This window comes from Mycobacterium sp. (assembly GCF_044342925.1).
Lineage (GTDB): Bacteria > Actinomycetota > Actinomycetes > Mycobacteriales > Mycobacteriaceae > Mycobacterium.
In genome coordinates this window covers 1-14,966 of the sequence record NZ_JBIIOV010000072.1, presented here as the reverse complement: position 1 = coordinate 14,966, position 14,966 = coordinate 1, and the positions used below count along the sequence as shown (strand labels likewise).

Sequence of the window (14,966 nt, the reverse complement as noted above, 5' to 3'; positions counted from 1 at the left end):
AAAGCCACGGGCAGAGTCCAGATCTAGGGCGGTTGGGCCTGAGCGGCCTCGCCGAACCGGATCGCCCGAAGCGGACCATTAGTTGTTGCCGCCTCGGCCTAACCTCCACAATGGGCTTCATGACCGCCCCGGACCCCAGCTACGCGCGCTCCGGCCTGCTCACCTCCGCGGTGGTGATCTGCGCCTACACCGAGCAGCGCTGGGACGACATCATTGCCGCGGTGGCCTCTGTGCGGGCCCAACAGCCCGCCCCTGACGACGTGATCGTCGTCGTGGACCACAACCCCGAATTGCAGGCACGTCTGGCCGACCGGTTGCCGGGGGTGCGCGTGGCGGCAAATCACCTCGACCGCGGTCTGTCCGGCGCCCGCAACACCGGCGTCGAACTCACCGATGCCGACGTGGTGGTGTTCCTCGACGACGACGCCGCCGCACAGCCGGGCTGGCTCGCCGGGCTGATCGGCCACTACACCGATCCGAACGTCCTAGGGGTCGGCAGCCGCATCGACGCCGGCTGGGATAACGCACGACCGGCCTGGTGGCCGACCGAATTCGACTGGGTGGTCGGCTGCACCTACACCGGGCAGCGGCCGGGCCGGGTGCGCAACCTGATCGGTGCGAGCGCGTCGTTCCGGCGCGAGTTGTTCGACGACGGCGGCTTCGTCACCGGTATCGGCAGGTCCGCCACCGATCAGCGCCCCAGCGGATGCGAGGAGACCGAATTCTGCATCCGGGCCAGCCAGAGCAGGCCCGACGGCGTCTTCCTGCACACCGACGACGCCGCGGTCACCCACCACGTTCCCGCCGACCGAGGAACCTTCTCCTACTTCCGCACCCGCTGCTACGCAGAAGGGCTGTCGAAAGCTCAAGTCACTGACAGCGTCGGGGTCGGTGACGGCTTGTCCTCGGAGTGGAGCTATTCGACCGTCACCCTGCCGCTGGGTGTCCTGCGTGGCATCTGGAGCGCTGCGCGAGGGGACTTCGCGGGCCTGTTGCGGGCGGGGGCGATCATCACCGGCCTGGCGTGGACCACCGCCGGTTACGTCAGGGGCACCGTCGACAACTTCAGACAGGCGCGCCGATGAGGATTCTGGAACTGGCGCAGTTCCTGCCGCCGGTGTCCGGCGGCGAGGAGCGCCACGTCTGGAATCTGTCCCGCGCGCTGGCGTCCCGCGGCCACGACGTCACGCTGCTCGGTTTCGCCACCGACGGGGACGGGCCCGGCGACACCGTTGCCGAGGGAGTGCGGTTGGTTCGGGTTACCACCGCCGCCTCACGGCTGAGCTTTCTCTACAGCGACCCGTCACGTCCGCACGCCCTGCCGCTGCCCGACCCCGCTGTCGCCCGGGCGATCACCCGGGAACTGGCGCAGGGCAGGTATGACGTTGTGCACGCGCACAACTGGATCGTCAACAGCGCGTTGGGTCCCACGGCCGAGGCGGGCGTCCCCTTGGTGATGACGCTGCACGACTACAGCCACATCTGCGCGACCAAACGGCTGATGGAGTTCGGCACGCAACGGTGCCCGGGACCCTCGCCGAAGCGCTGTCTGAGCTGTTCTGTCAGCCACTATGGGCGGGTCAACGGGGCCGCAACCCTGGCGGCCAACGTGCATGCCGCACGGCGCCGGGCTGCCCACATCACCTACGCGGCGGCGGTGAGCAGCGCAGTGGCAGAAGGTGTCTCGATTCCAGAGGGCCATTGGCTGAGCGGCACACACCTGCGGACCCGGGTGATCCACAACTTCATCCCGGACGAGATCGTGCTCGAGGAGATTCCCCCGACGCCACCGGACGCACCGCTGTTGTTCGTCGGAGACCTGAGTGCGGACAAGGGAGTGCAGTCGCTACTCGATGCGTATGCGCGGTTGAACTCTCCACCGAAGCTGATCCTCGCCGGCCGGTCGACCGAGAAGTGGGACTTTCCGCCGGGAGCCGACTGGGTCGGCCAGCTGCCGCACGACGAGGTCGTCGCGCTGTTCCGTTCCGCGCGTGCGGTTGTGGTGCCGTCGGTGTGGGCGGACCCCTGCCCGACGGTGGTGCTGGAGGCGATGGCCGCCGGACGACCGGTGGTGGCTGCCGCATCGGGCGGCATCCTGGACATGGTGGTCGACGGGAGCACTGGGCTGCTGTTCCCACCTGGCGACGCCGCAGCGCTGGCCTCGGCGCTCACCAGGTTGCTGGGCGAACCGGACACCGCGGCGGCGTTCGGTGTGGCCGGCCGCGACCGTGCCCGCGAATTCACGATCAGCGCGATCGTGGACAAGATCGAAAAGATGTACGGCGACGCTATCCGGTTTGGTCAACCTGCCATCGACTGAGCAAATGCCCAAGCGTCGCTGACGATTTCGTCGAGAGAGGTGCGGCTCGGCCGCCAGCCCAATTCGGCCATCGCCCGCGCGCTGGAGGCGATCAGCACCGCCGGGTCACCGGCCCGGCGCTCGACGTCCTTGGCCGGAATGGGGTGGCCGGTCACCCGCCGGCAGCAGTCGATCACCTCACGGACGCTGAAGCCGGTGCCGTTGCCCAGATTGAAGATCCGGTGGGTCGACGGCTGCGCGGTCTCCAGCGCGAGCAGGTGTGCGTCGGCGAGGTCGCGAACGTGGATGTAATCGCGGATGCAGGTGCCGTCGGCGGTGGGCCAGTCGTCGCCGTAGACGGCGATCTGCGGCCGCCGGCCGGCGGCAACCTGCAGCACCAACGGGATCAGGTGCGTCTCCACCCCGTGCCGCTCGCCCAGACCCGCATAGGCGCCGGCGACGTTGAAGTAGCGCAGGCTGGTCGCCGCCAGGCCGTATGCCTTGGCATACGAACTGATCGCGTTGTCGATCGCCAGTTTCGTTGCGCCATAGGCGTTCGTCGGCCGGGCGGGCGCGTCTTCGGTGATCGGCACCGACTCCGGCTCGCCGTAGGTGGCCGCCGTGGAGGAGAACACCAGCCGCGGCGTGCCGGCCGTACGCATGGCTTCCAGCAGTTGCAGGGACTTGACGACGTTGCCGTGCCAGTACAACTCGGGCTTCTCCACCGACTCCCCGACAAGCGACTTGGCGGCGAAGTGCACCACCCCGTCGAACGATCCGTCGCCGAGCAGCGCAGGCGCGGCAACGACCATGTCGTCGTGGACGAATTTGGCGCCGTCGGGCACCGCGTCGGCATTGCCGGTGGACAGATCGTCGATGACGACGACCTGATGTCCTTGTTCGAGAAGGACTTTGGCGCACACGCTGCCGACGTAGCCGGCGCCGCCGGTCACCAGAAGCTTCACTCGAACTCCCCTGACTGCTCGACGAGGTTGACCAGAACCCGGACGCCCACGGCCAGTGCCCGCTCGTCGAGGTCGAATGTCGGCTGGTGCAGGTCGAGTTGCGGACCGTCGCCGCTCCACACCCCCAGCCGCGCCATCGCACCGGGGACGTCCTCGAGGTACCAGGAGAAATCTTCGCCGCCGCCGGACTGATGGGTGTCGGCCAGCACGTCCGGCCCCACCGCCTCGATCGCGTGGGTCATGAGCTGGGTGGAGCGCTCCTCGTTGACCACCGGCGGCACCCCACGGCGGTACTGCAGCACGTGTTCGATACCCAGCGGAGCCAGCAAGCCCGAAACAATATCGTGCACAAGGGCTTCCATTTCCAGCCAGGCGTCGCGGCTGGCGGTGCGCACGGTACCGGCGAGTGTGCCGATCTGCGGGATCGCGTTCGCGGCCACCCCTGCATTGGCTGCGCCCCACACCATCACGGTGCCGTGCCGGGGGTCGATCCGCCGGGACAGCACCCCGGGCAGACCGGTGATGACGGTACCCATCCCGTAGACCAGGTCGGAGGTCAGATGCGGCCGGGAGGTGTGCCCGCCCGGCGAATGCAAAGTGATCTCGACAGAGTCGGCGGCCGACGTGATCGGCCCGGCCGTGATGGCCACCCGGCCTACCGCCAGCCGCGGATCGCAGTGCAACGCAAAGATCCTCGACACCCCGTTCAGAGCGCCGGCGGCGATGGCGTCCAGCGCGCCGCCGGGCATCAACTCCTCGGCCGGCTGGAAGATCAGCCGGACGCCCACCGGCAGTTCCCGTGCCGATGCCAGCGCGGTGGCCGCTCCGAGCAGAATCGCGGTGTGCGCGTCGTGCCCGCAGGCGTGAGTCACTCCGGGCACGGTGGAGGTGTACGGGGCGCCCGTCCGCTCGGCCATCGGCAGCGCGTCCATATCCGCGCGCAGCGCCACCCGGGGCCCGTGATCGGGACCGAAGTCGCACGTCAGCCCGGTCCCACCGGGCAGTGTCTTGGGGTTGAGCCCGGCCTCAACGAGGCGCTCCGCGACGTACTGCGTCGTGCCGAACTCCTGCCGCCCCAGCTCCGGGTGTCGGTGGATATGGCGTCGCCACGCGACCAGATCGTCGTAGTGCGCGGCAAGCCACGACTCCGCGGTGTCGGCCAAGGACATCGGGCCAGTATCTCACCGGTATCGGGCTGCGTGCGCCGCACGACGATTAAGCGGCGCCAGCCGCGTTGAGGAGTGTGGCAAGGTTGCCCGCCGCACGACGATCAAGCGGCGCCAGCCGCGTTGAGGAGTGTGGCAAGGTTGCCCGCCGCACGACGATCAAGCGGCGCCAGCCGCGTTGAGGAGTGTGGCAAGGTTGCCCACGTGAGTCCTGACGCCGCAACAGCGGCCGAGATGGTCGCCTACCGCACCGGCGCCGAGCAGCACGACGTGGCCGTCGTCCTCGGGTCCGGCTGGGGCTCCGCCGCCGCGGCACTCGGCGAGCCGGCCGCCCAGATCGCGATGGCCGATCTGCCCGGCTTCACCCCGCCCAGCGCCGACGGCCACCGCGGCCAGACGCTGTCGCTGATGGTCGGCGGAAAACGGGTGCTGGTGTTCGTCGGCCGTATCCATGCCTACGAGGGGCACGACCTCGGCCTGGTGGTACATCCGGTCCGCACGGCGTGTGCGGCCGGGGCCGAGGTGATCATCCTGACCAACGCGGCGGGCGGCCTGCGCCCGGAGTACCGGGTCGGCCAGCCGGTCCTGATCAGCGATCACCTCAACCTGACCGGACGCTCGCCGCTGGTCGGCCCACAGTTCGTCGACCTGGTCGACGCCTACTCACCGCGGCTTCGGGCCTTAGCGCGAAGCATCGATCCGACGCTGGCCGACGGCGTGTACGCCGGACTGCCGGGACCGCACTACGAGACCCCGGCCGAGATCCGGATGCTGCGCACCCTCGGTGCGGACCTGGTGGGGATGTCCACCGTGCACGAGACCATCGCCGCCCGGGCCGCGGGCGCCGAGGTGCTCGCGGTGTCGTTGGTCACCAACCTGGCCGCGGGGATGACCGGCGAGCCGTTGCGGCACGACGAGGTGCTGGCCGCCGGCCGGGACTCCGCGGCCGACCTCGGTGAGCTACTCGCCGGGATCATCCGCGCGCTGTAGCCGCTGGCGGACCCGGCTAGCGCGGCCCGAACTGGCGGTCCCCCGCGTCACCGAGTCCCGGAACGATGTAGGCCTGCTCGTTGAGTCCGTCGTCGACCGTCGCGGTGAACAGCCGAGCCTGCGGAGCCGCTTTCTCCAGAGTCGCGATACCGACCGGTGCGCACACCACGCAGATGACGGTGATGTCGACCGCGCCCCGGCTCTGCAACAGCTCGATCGTGAAGGCCATTGACCCGCCGGTGGCCAGCATCGGATCGAGCACGAACACCGGCTGGGTTCGCAGGTCGGCCGGCAGCGACTCCAGGTAGGGCACCGGCTGGTGAGTGCGCTCGTCGCGGGCGACCCCGACGAATCCCACCCTGGCCTCGGGGATCAGGACGTGGGCCTGGTCGACCATGCCCAGCCCGGCCCGGAGAACCGGAACCAGCAGCGGCGGGTTGGCCAGCCGGGTGCCCAAGGTGTCGCCCACTGGGGTGCGCACGCTGATCTCCTCCCGCGGCGCGTCCCGGGTGGCCTCGTACACCAGCATGTGGGTGAGGTCGCGCAGCGCGGCGCGGAAGCCGGCGTTGTCGGTGCGCTCATCGCGCAACGTAGTGAGCCGGGCAGCAGCCAGCGGGTGGTCGACGACATGCACGTCCATGGGCAGAGACTGTAGGTCGTTAGGCTGTCCCGCATGGCTGCAGAGCTGGTACCGATTCGGCTGAGTGTCACCTCAGGTGACTTGTACACCCTGTGGGCGCCGCGCTGGCGTGACGCGGGCGACGAGTGGGAGGGATTCCTCGGCAAGGACGAGGACGTCTACGCGTTCGAGTCGGTGGCCGATCTGGCGGCGTTCGTCCGCACCGACACCGACAACGACCTGGCCGACCATCCGGCGTGGACGCGGATGACCAAGGCGAATGCGCACCGATTCCAGCCCGCGGACGACCGGCACGCCGACCTGATCGGCGCCGAGGCGCTGCTGGCCGAGAAACCGACCGAGGTCTCGGTGGGCACCCTCGCCAGCACGCTGGCCGTGGTGTCGTCGATCGGCTCGGTGTGCGAGCTGCCCACGGTCACCCGCTTCTTCAACGGAAACCCGAATCTCGGCATGGTCGCCGGGGGCGTCGAACAATTCGCCGGCAGGGCGGGGCGCAAACGCTGGAGCACGGTCGGAGAGATCTTCGCCCGCGGCTGGGACGGCGTGGTGACGGCCATCGACGAGATCATCACCAGCCCGGCGGTGGACCCGCACGCCGCCGCCCAGGCCGCTGCGGAGCTCGAAGAGCCCTACGACCCCGTCGACGACGACCTCGCCGACCCGGCGGCCCTCGATGACGCCGACGAGCCCGAAATCTCAGCCGTGCGGACGGCGAGCAGCGCGCTGATACTCGGCGGCGACGCCCGATTCTGGGAACAGGTGGGCATCGACCCGGTGCGTGTGATGACCAGCAGCGGCACGCTCTACACGCTGCGCTGCTACCTCGACGACAAGCCGATCTTCCTGGGCCGCAACGGGCGGATCAGCGTGTTCGGTTCCGAGCGTGCGCTGGCCCGCTATCTGGCCGACGAGCACGACCATGACCTGTCGGACCTGAGCACCTACGACGACATCCGGACCGCCGCCACCGACGGCTCACTGCGGGTGGACGTCACCGACGACAACATCTACGTGCTCAGCGGGTTGGTCGACGACATCGCCGACGGGCCGGACGCACTGGACCGCGACCAGCTGGACCTCGCGGTGGAGTTCATCCGCGACGTCGGCGACTACTCCGAGGACGACACCGTCGACCGGTTGCTGGACCCGGACACGGCGCTGGGCGGGCTGGTGAATTACGCCCGCAATACCGACAGTGCGCCGCGGCCGGCCGGGTCTTCCGCGCAGGCTGTGGCGGAGTGGGAGGAGCTCGAAAGGTTCGTCGAGTCCCGGCTGCGGCGCGAGTAGCACCGCCGGCCGGTCCGGTCCGGTCAGAGTTTCCGGACGATGGCGGCCATCGCATCAGTCACGCTCACGTAGCGCGACGAGCTGCCGACCTGACCGACGATGGCGCCCAGCTCATAGCTGCCCGTCTCGTCGTCCTCGCGGTACCGATAGCCGAAGTGGTAGGGCCGTACGACGGCGCCGAGGAAGCTGAATCGCATGTCACCCAGCGGGATGGACCCGTGGTCCGAGCGTGGGTGGTCGGCCGGGGCGTCGTAGTAGATGCCCTGCGAGTCCAACCGACTATGGAAGTACCAGAGGCGTCCGTCCGGCAGCAGCAGTTGCGGGAAGAGTGGGTCGAGGAGAAAACCTCGGGGCGACCGCGCTTTGACCACGCCCCGGCCGTACGGCACCCGCTTCGTCCGCAAACCGGCAGCAGCCAGTTCTGCAGCTAGATCCTTGAGCCGAGCAGCCAGTTCCGCTGCCACACGCTCGCGGGGCAACATCCCGGAACGCTCCCTCACCGCAAAATCAGCCACTGCCACCGCCGCTTCGAAAGCGTTAACCTCGCTGCTAGTATGGGATCGTCATGCGCTTTCAGGCAAATTCCATGCTGTTAGCCGGATTCGACTTTTCGTGTGTCCCGACGTCAATAAGCGCTAGCCGACGAGCACGGCGTATCGGGGTTTGATCACCTCATCGATGATCTCCAGCCGCTCGTCGAAGTGGATGAAGGCCGACTTCATCGCGTTGATGGTGAACCGCGCCAGATCGCTCCACCCGTAGCCGAACGTCTCCACCAGACGCAACATCTCCCGACTCATGGTGGTGTCGCTCATCAACCGGTTGTCGGTATTGACGGTAACCCGAAACCGCAACCGGGCGAGCAGACCGAAGGGATGCTTCTCGATGCTGGGTACCGCACCGGTCTGCACGTTGGAACTCGGGCACATCTCCATCGGAATGCGCTTGTCCCGCACGAGCGAAGCCAGCTGGCCCAGCCGCACGCCGCCGTCGGCCAACTCCTCGATGTCGTCGACGATGCGGACCCCGTGCCCCAGGCGGTCGGCGCCGCAGAACGCCAGTGCCTCATGGATGGAGGGGATGCCGAAGGCCTCCCCCGCGTGAATCGTGAAGCGTGCGTTGTTCGCTCGCATGTACTCGAACGCGTCGAGGTGGCGCGACGGCGGGTAGCCGGCCTCGGCGCCGGCGATGTCGAAACCCACCACACCCTTGTCCCGAAAGCGGATCGCCAGTTCGGCGATGTCGCGTGAGCGGGCGGCGTGCCGCATTGCGGTCACCAGGCAGCGCACCACGATTCGGCGCCCGCGTGCCTCGGCGGCCTTCTCGCCGTCGGCGAACCCGGACAACACAGCGTCGACCACCTCATCGAGCGTCATCCCACGGTTCAGGTGCAGCTCCGGGGCGAACCGGACCTCGGCATAGACCACGTTGTCGGTCGCCAGATCCTCCACGCATTCCAGCGCAACCCGGTGCAGCGCGTCCGGTGTCTGCATCACCGCCACCGTGTGGGCGAACGGCTCCAGATAGCGCACCAGCGAACCGCTGTGTGCCGCAGTGCGAAACCACGCGGCCAGCTCGGCCTCGTCGGTGCTGGGCAGTCCGCCGTAACCCACCTGGCCGGCGATGTCGATGACAGTGGCAGGGCGCAGTCCGCCGTCGAGATGGTCGTGCAGAAGAGCCTTGGGGGCGTGCCCGATCATCTCCAGGGTCAGCGGTGTGCTCATGACAGCTCATTGTGCCCGGAGCACCTATGAGATTTAGTGCACATCGCCGCCTTGGCCCGGCGTTGCTCGGCGACCCGTATCGCCTTGTCATGCAGCGTTTCTCCATTCACCGCAGACCGCCACCGACGGGCGACCGAAGGACGTAATCTCCGCGTCACCTTTTTCGCAGTAAAAACGGAGTTAGAGTCCACCTGAATCCAGGAGGGCAGATGACCAGCAGAACGCGGCGACGGACTCTCTACCGCGGTGATCCCGGTATGTGGTCGTGGGTACTGCATCGCATCACCGGAGCGACCGTTTTCTTCTTCCTCTTCGTCCACGTCCTCGACACCGCCCTGGTGCGGGTCAGCCCGCAGGCTTACAACGAGGTGGTCGACACCTACAAGACACCCATCATCGGCCTGATGGAACTGGGCCTGGTGGCCTGCGTGCTCTACCACGCCTTCAACGGGGTGCGGGTGATCCTGGTGGACTTCTGGTGGAAGGGGCCGCGCTACCAACGCCAGATGCTCTGGGCGGTGGCCGGGCTGTGGCTGATCACCATGGTGCCCGCCACCGTGGTCATCGGCATGCACATGGCGGAGCGGTTCCTGTGACCCGCCCGGCACCCGTCCGCGAACGCGACCACGACCGCCCCGCGAGCCTGGACAATCCGCGGTCCCCGCGCCGGCAAACCGGCATGCCGAACTTCGAGAAGTACGCCTGGCTGTTCATGCGCTTCTCCGGGGTGGTGCTGATCTTCCTGGTGATCGGCCACCTCTTCATCGGCCTGATATGGGAAGACGGCGTCTACCGGATCGACTTCAACTACATCGCCCAGCGGTGGGCCTCGCCGTTCTGGCAGATCTGGGACCTGGTGATGCTCTGGCTGGCCCAGTTGCACGGGGGCAACGGGATGCGGACGATCATCGCCGACTACGCCCGCAAGGACTCGACCCGTTTCTGGCTCAACTCCCTGCTCGCCATCTCGATGCTCATCGTCCTGGTGGTGGGCACCTACACGCTGGTCACCTTCAACCCGAACATCTCTTGAACCACTCGATGCGGAGATAGCCGATGATTCAGCAGCACAAATACGACGTCGTCATCGTGGGCGCCGGTGGCGCCGGGATGCGCGCCGCCGTGGAGGCGGGCCCGCGGGTGCGCACCGCCGTGCTGACCAAGCTCTACCCCACGCGCAGCCACACCGGCGCGGCCCAGGGCGGCATGTGCGCCGCGCTGGCCAACGTCGAGGAGGACAACTGGGAGTGGCACACCTTCGACACCGTCAAGGGCGGCGACTACCTCGCCGATCAGGACGCCGTCGAGATCATGTGCAAAGAAGCCATCGACGCTGTCCTGGACCTCGAGAAAATGGGCATGCCGTTCAACCGGACACCGGAGGGGCGCATCGACCAGCGCCGATTCGGCGGCCACACCCGCGATCATGGCAAGGCGCCGGTACGCCGCGCCTGTTACGCCGCCGACCGCACCGGCCACATGATCCTGCAGACGCTGTACCAGAACTGCGTCAAGCACAACGTCGAGTTCTTCAACGAGTTCTACGCGCTGGACCTCGTACTCACCGAAACCCCCCGTGGACCGGTCGCCAGCGGCGTGGTGGCCTACGAGTTGGCCACCGGTGACATCCACGTCTTTCACGCCAAATCGATCGTGCTGGCCACCGGCGGCTCAGGGCGCATGTACAAGACCACCTCCAACGCCCATACCCTGACCGGCGATGGCCTGGGCATCGTGTTCCGCAAGGGACTGCCCCTGGAGGACATGGAGTTTCACCAGTTCCACCCGACCGGGCTGGCCGGCCTGGGCATCCTGATCTCTGAGGCGGTCAGAGGCGAGGGCGGCCGTCTGCTCAACGGCGAGGGCGAACGATTCATGGAGCGCTACGCGCCGACGATCGTCGACCTTGCCCCCCGCGACATCGTCGCCCGCGCAATGGTGCAGGAGGTTCTGGAGGGCCGCGGAGCCGGCCCGCACAAGGACTACGTCTACATCGACGTCCGCCATCTCGGCGCCGACGTGCTGGCGGCCAAACTTCCCGACATCACCGAGTTCGCCCGCACCTACCTGGGCGTGGACCCGGTCACCGAACTGGTGCCGGTCTATCCCACCTGCCACTACGTCATGGGCGGCATCCCGACCACCGTCATCGGAGAGGTCTTGCGGGACAACACCCATGTGGTCCCGGGGTTGTACGCGGCCGGTGAATGCGCCTGCGTCTCGGTGCACGGCGCGAACCGGCTGGGCACCAACTCACTGCTGGACATCAACGTCTTCGGCCGGCGGGCCGGACTGGCGGCGGCCTACTACGCCCAAGGCAATCCCCGGGTGGATCTGCCGCCGAACCCGGCCGCCATGGTCACCGACTGGGTGGCCGACATCCTCTCCGAGCACGGCGAGGAGCGGGTTGCCGACATCCGCAGCGAACTGCAGCAGTCCATGGACAACAACGCCGCGGTGTTCCGCACCGAGGAGACCCTCAAGCAGGCGCTCACCGATATCCATGCGCTCAAGGAGCGATACTCGCGGATCACTGTGCACGACAAGGGAAAGCGCTACAACAGCGACCTACTCGAGGCCATCGAGCTGGGCTTCCTACTGGAATTGGCCGAGGTCACTGTGGCCAGCGCACTGAACCGCAAGGAGTCGCGCGGCGGGCATGCCCGGGAGGACTACCCGAACCGGGACGACACCAACTACATGCGACACACCATGGCCTACAAGGAGGGTATGGACCTGCTCAGCGACATCCGTCTGGACTACAAGCCCGTGGTGCAGACCCGCTACGAGCCGATGGAACGGAAGTACTGACGATGAGCCGCTCGCGCGAAGAGACAAAGTCATGATTGCCGCGCTTCCCGTCCCGCCCGGCTCGGTGATGGTGACTCTCAAGGTCGCCCGGTTCGATCCGGAGAACCCCGACCGCTTCGCCGACACCGGCGGGTGGCAGAGCTTCCGGGTGCCCTGCCTGCCGACCGATCGTCTGCTGAACCTGCTCACCTACGCCAAGAGTTACCTCGACGGCACCCTGACATTCCGCCGGTCCTGCGCGCACGGAGTGTGCGGCTCGGATGCGATGCGGGTCAACGGCGTCAATCGGCTGGCGTGCAAGGTGCTGATGCGCGATCTGCTGCCCAAGAACAACAAGCCGCTGACCGTCACCATCGAGCCGATCCGCGGGCTGCCGGTCGAGAAGGACCTCGTGGTGGACATGGAGCCGTTCTTCGAGGCCTACCGCGCGGTGAAGCCCTACCTGATCACCACCGGCAACGCCCCGACCCGGGAACGCATCCAGAGCCAGACCGACCGTGCCCGCTACGACGACACCACCAAGTGCATCCTGTGCGCCTGCTGCACCACCAGCTGCCCGGTGTTCTGGAACGAGGGCAGCTACTTCGGGCCCGCGGCGATCGTCAACGCCCACCGGTTCATCTTCGACAGCCGCGATGAGGGCGCCGCGGAGCGTCTGGAGATCCTCAACGACAAGGAAGGGGTGTGGCGCTGCCGCACCACCTTCAACTGCACCGACGCCTGCCCGCGCGGTATCGAGGTGACCAAGGCGATCCAAGAGGTCAAGCGCGCACTGATGTTCACTTAGCAAGCACGTCTCCCGCTCGGCCCGTACCGTCCTACGCCATGAGTAAAGGCGAACTCGCCCTGGAGCCGACGCCCGATTCGACGGGCTCGACGGTGGACAGCAAGGGACTCGGCGGTGGACGCCATGCCCACCACCACGCTGGAGACGAGCCCCAGAGCGCCACCCTTCCGGCCTACTCACTGGCCGCCAGCCTCGGCCGTACCCACGTCGGCACTGCGCCAGGATCGCGTTTTCCGTGGGCGCCGCGATCTGGACGCAGCGTCGACGAGCATTTCCCCCGCTCAGCGCAGCGTAAATATAGTTCGGTGCCAGGGCTTTTCGACGGCACCGGTGATGTCACTCATCACATGCTTGATGGTGAGGTACTCCTCGAAGGAGTAGTCCGACATGTCCTTGCCGAAACCGGACGCCCCCAGCCCGCCGTGCGGCATCTCGCTGATGATCGGGATGTGGTCGTTGATCCACACGCAGCCGGCCTTGATCTCCCGCGACGCCCGCTGGGCGCGGTAGACGTCGCGGGTCCACGCCGAGGCGGCCAATCCGTAGTCGGTGTCGTTAGCCTGGCGCAGGGCGTCGTCGTCGCCGTCGTGTCGGCGCGCGGTGAGCACCGGGCCGAAGATCTCGGCACGGTAGGCCTCGGAGTCCTCGGTGACATCGGTGAGCAGGGTGGGCAGATAGAACGCACCCGGCAGGTCGGGCGCGCTGCCGCCGGCGAGCACCCGAGCGCCCTGCGCGGGAGCGCGGTCGACGATTCCGGCCACCTTGGCGCGGTGGGCCAGCGAGATCAGCGGGCCCAGGTCGGTGTCGGAGTCGTGCGGATCCCCCACGACGATCTTTCCCATCAGCTCGGACACCCCGGCGACAAAGTCGTCGTAGAGATTCGCCGCGACGATAGCCCTGGTGGCCGCGGTGCAGTCCTGGCCGGAGTTGATCAGGGCGCCGGCCACCGCGCCGTGCACGGCGGCGTCGAGGTCGGCGTCGTCGAAGACCACGAACGGTGCCTTGCCGCCAAGTTCGAGCTGAGTACGGTGGCCGTGAACGGCCGCGGCTGCCATCACTTTCCGCCCGACCCCGGTGGACCCGGTGAAGGTGACCACGTCGACGCCCGCGTGCCCAGCCAGCGCCTGACCCACATCGGCGCCGGCGCCGGTGACGACGTTGAGCACCCCGTCGGGCAGACCGGCTTCCTTGGCCAGGCGGGCCAGGGTCAGCGTGGTCAGCGGGGTGATCTCGGCGGGTTTGATCACCACCGAGCAGCCGGCGGCCAGCGCCGGGATGACCTTCCAGACCGCCATCTGCAGTGGGTAGTTCCACGGGGTGATGGTGGCGACGACGCCGACGGCCTCACGCCGAATCGAGGAGGTGTGGTCGGCGGAATACTCGGCGGTGGCCTTGCCCTCCAGATGGCGGGCGGCCCCGGCGAAGAACGCGATATTGTCGATGCTGCCGGGCACGTCGAACTCGGTCGCCAGGCGCACCGGCTTGCCGGTCTGGCTGACCTCCTCGGCGATCACCTGCTCGGCATTGACCTCGAGCAGCTCGGCGAGAGCGAAGAGCACCGCGGAGCGTTCCGCGGGGGTGGCGCCGGACCAGCCGGGCAGCGCGGCCCGGGCGGACGCCACCGCGACGTCGACATCAGCGGGAGTGGCCAGGGCGAGTTCGGCGACCACCTCGCCGGTGGCGGGGTTGGTAATTCGATGTCGGCCGCCCGCGGTGGTGACTGGCACGCCGTCGATCCAACTGCTGGGAATCACACCCCGGATGCTACGCATTTCGTAGAAAATATTGCCTTAAACAACTAATTCCGTGCACAATCAGGTCATGCGTGACTTGCGGGCCGTTGGCCCTGGCCCGGCAGCGCCGATCCATCTCGACGAGATGTCGAAGGCCATTATCGAGAAATTGCAGCACGACGGCCGCCGTTCCTATGCCGGAATAGGCAAAGCCGTCGGCCTCTCCGAAGCCGCGGTCCGGCAACGGGTGCAGCGACTCATCGACACCGGCGTCATGCAGATCGTGGCGGTCACCGATCCGATGCAGCTCGGCTTCTCCCGGCAGGCCATGATCGGCATCCGCTGCCAGGGCGACGTCACCAAGGTGGCCGACCGGCTGGCCGCACTGGATTCGGTGGATTACGTGGTGTTGACGGCCGGCACCTACGACGCCATCGTCGAAGTGGTGTGTGCCGACGACTCTGAACTCCTGGACCTGCTCAACACCGAGATTCGGGCGGTGCCCGGAATAACGTCCACGGAGACTCTTGTTTATTTGAAACTCGTTAAGCAGCAATATAATTG

Annotated in this window: 15 protein-coding genes; 9 read left to right on the top strand and 6 right to left on the bottom strand. The window is 67.6% G+C overall.

Going from position 1 to position 14,966, the window contains the following annotated elements:
• The first annotated feature begins 119 nt into the window (after window positions 1-119).
• Window positions 120-1,085, top strand: coding sequence for a glycosyltransferase family 2 protein (locus ADBZ6I_RS09515; protein ID WP_526383158.1), 966 nt, complete (start codon window positions 120-122; stop codon window positions 1,083-1,085).
• Window positions 1,082-2,320: a glycosyltransferase family 4 protein gene (locus ADBZ6I_RS09510; RefSeq protein ID WP_526383156.1), complete on the top strand. Its 1,239-nt coding sequence runs from the start codon at window positions 1,082-1,084 to the stop codon at window positions 2,318-2,320. Before ADBZ6I_RS09515 ends, ADBZ6I_RS09510 begins: the two co-directional genes overlap by 4 nt.
• Here the strand turns inward: ADBZ6I_RS09510 and galE are convergent.
• Window positions 2,302-3,264, bottom strand: coding sequence for a UDP-glucose 4-epimerase GalE (gene galE / locus ADBZ6I_RS09505; RefSeq protein ID WP_526383154.1), 963 nt, complete (start codon window positions 3,262-3,264; stop codon window positions 2,302-2,304). The genes ADBZ6I_RS09510 and galE overlap by 19 nt on opposite strands.
• A complete protein-coding gene (locus tag ADBZ6I_RS09500) occupies window positions 3,261-4,433 on the bottom strand; it encodes a M20 family metallopeptidase (protein ID WP_526383152.1) in 1,173 nt (390 codons plus the stop codon). The genes galE and ADBZ6I_RS09500 overlap by 4 nt, the downstream gene beginning before the upstream one ends.
• Window positions 4,434-4,634: 201 nt before the next feature.
• Between ADBZ6I_RS09500 and ADBZ6I_RS09495 the strand changes: the two genes are divergently transcribed.
• Window positions 4,635-5,420 (top strand): purine-nucleoside phosphorylase, encoded by a 786-nt coding sequence (locus tag ADBZ6I_RS09495; protein WP_526383150.1) that lies wholly within the window; start codon window positions 4,635-4,637, stop codon window positions 5,418-5,420.
• Window positions 5,421-5,436: 16 nt separating this feature from the next.
• On the opposite strand, the gene upp is transcribed toward ADBZ6I_RS09495, so the two are convergent.
• Complete coding sequence (upp, locus tag ADBZ6I_RS09490) at window positions 5,437-6,060, bottom strand: uracil phosphoribosyltransferase (RefSeq protein ID WP_526383148.1); 624 nt, start codon at window positions 6,058-6,060, stop codon at window positions 5,437-5,439.
• Window positions 6,061-6,093: 33 nt separating this feature from the next.
• Between upp and ADBZ6I_RS09485 the strand changes: the two genes are divergently transcribed.
• The gene (locus ADBZ6I_RS09485; RefSeq protein WP_526383146.1) at window positions 6,094-7,347 is read left to right on the top strand and encodes a SatS C-terminal domain-containing protein; all 1,254 of its coding nucleotides are present in this window, start codon (window positions 6,094-6,096) and stop codon (window positions 7,345-7,347) included.
• A gap of 23 nt (window positions 7,348-7,370) precedes the next feature.
• Here the strand turns inward: ADBZ6I_RS09485 and ADBZ6I_RS09480 are convergent, their stop codons facing one another.
• Together ADBZ6I_RS09480 and ADBZ6I_RS09475 are read right to left on the bottom strand one after the other, a co-directional pair.
• Window positions 7,371-7,829, bottom strand: a complete 459-nt coding sequence (locus tag ADBZ6I_RS09480) for a hypothetical protein (RefSeq protein WP_526383144.1) — start codon at window positions 7,827-7,829, stop codon at window positions 7,371-7,373.
• A gap of 153 nt (window positions 7,830-7,982) precedes the next feature.
• The gene (locus ADBZ6I_RS09475; protein WP_526383142.1) at window positions 7,983-9,071 is read right to left on the bottom strand and encodes an adenosine deaminase; all 1,089 of its coding nucleotides are present in this window, start codon (window positions 9,069-9,071) and stop codon (window positions 7,983-7,985) included.
• A gap of 209 nt (window positions 9,072-9,280) precedes the next feature.
• Between ADBZ6I_RS09475 and sdhC the strand changes: the two genes are divergently transcribed.
• Genes sdhC through ADBZ6I_RS09455 form a run of 4 tightly spaced genes read left to right on the top strand, consistent with a single transcriptional unit; the run spans window position 9,281 to window position 12,669 of the window.
• Window positions 9,281-9,667, top strand: coding sequence for a succinate dehydrogenase, cytochrome b556 subunit (sdhC, locus tag ADBZ6I_RS09470; protein ID WP_526383140.1), 387 nt, complete (start codon window positions 9,281-9,283; stop codon window positions 9,665-9,667).
• Window positions 9,664-10,104 carry a succinate dehydrogenase hydrophobic membrane anchor subunit gene (locus tag ADBZ6I_RS09465; RefSeq protein ID WP_526383138.1) on the top strand — a complete coding sequence of 147 codons (441 nt, stop codon included), beginning with the start codon at window positions 9,664-9,666 and terminating at the stop codon, window positions 10,102-10,104. The genes sdhC and ADBZ6I_RS09465 overlap by 4 nt, the downstream gene beginning before the upstream one ends.
• Window positions 10,105-10,127: 23 nt before the next feature.
• A complete protein-coding gene (sdhA, locus tag ADBZ6I_RS09460) occupies window positions 10,128-11,882 on the top strand; it encodes a succinate dehydrogenase flavoprotein subunit (RefSeq protein ID WP_526383136.1) in 1,755 nt (584 codons plus the stop codon).
• A 31-nt stretch (window positions 11,883-11,913) separates the two neighbouring features.
• Window positions 11,914-12,669: a succinate dehydrogenase/fumarate reductase iron-sulfur subunit gene (locus ADBZ6I_RS09455; protein WP_526383134.1), complete on the top strand. Its 756-nt coding sequence runs from the start codon at window positions 11,914-11,916 to the stop codon at window positions 12,667-12,669.
• 281 nt (window positions 12,670-12,950) lie between these two features.
• Here ADBZ6I_RS09455 and ADBZ6I_RS09450 read toward each other — a convergent pair whose 3' ends face one another.
• On the bottom strand, window positions 12,951-14,441 hold the full coding sequence (locus tag ADBZ6I_RS09450; RefSeq protein WP_526383132.1) for an aminobutyraldehyde dehydrogenase: 1,491 nt from the start codon (window positions 14,439-14,441) through the stop codon (window positions 12,951-12,953).
• Between the two features lie 49 nt (window positions 14,442-14,490).
• Here ADBZ6I_RS09450 and ADBZ6I_RS09445 point away from each other — a divergent pair.
• Window positions 14,491-14,966, top strand: a 476-nt coding sequence (locus ADBZ6I_RS09445; RefSeq protein WP_526383130.1) for an Lrp/AsnC family transcriptional regulator, incomplete at its 3' end; no start/stop codon positions are given.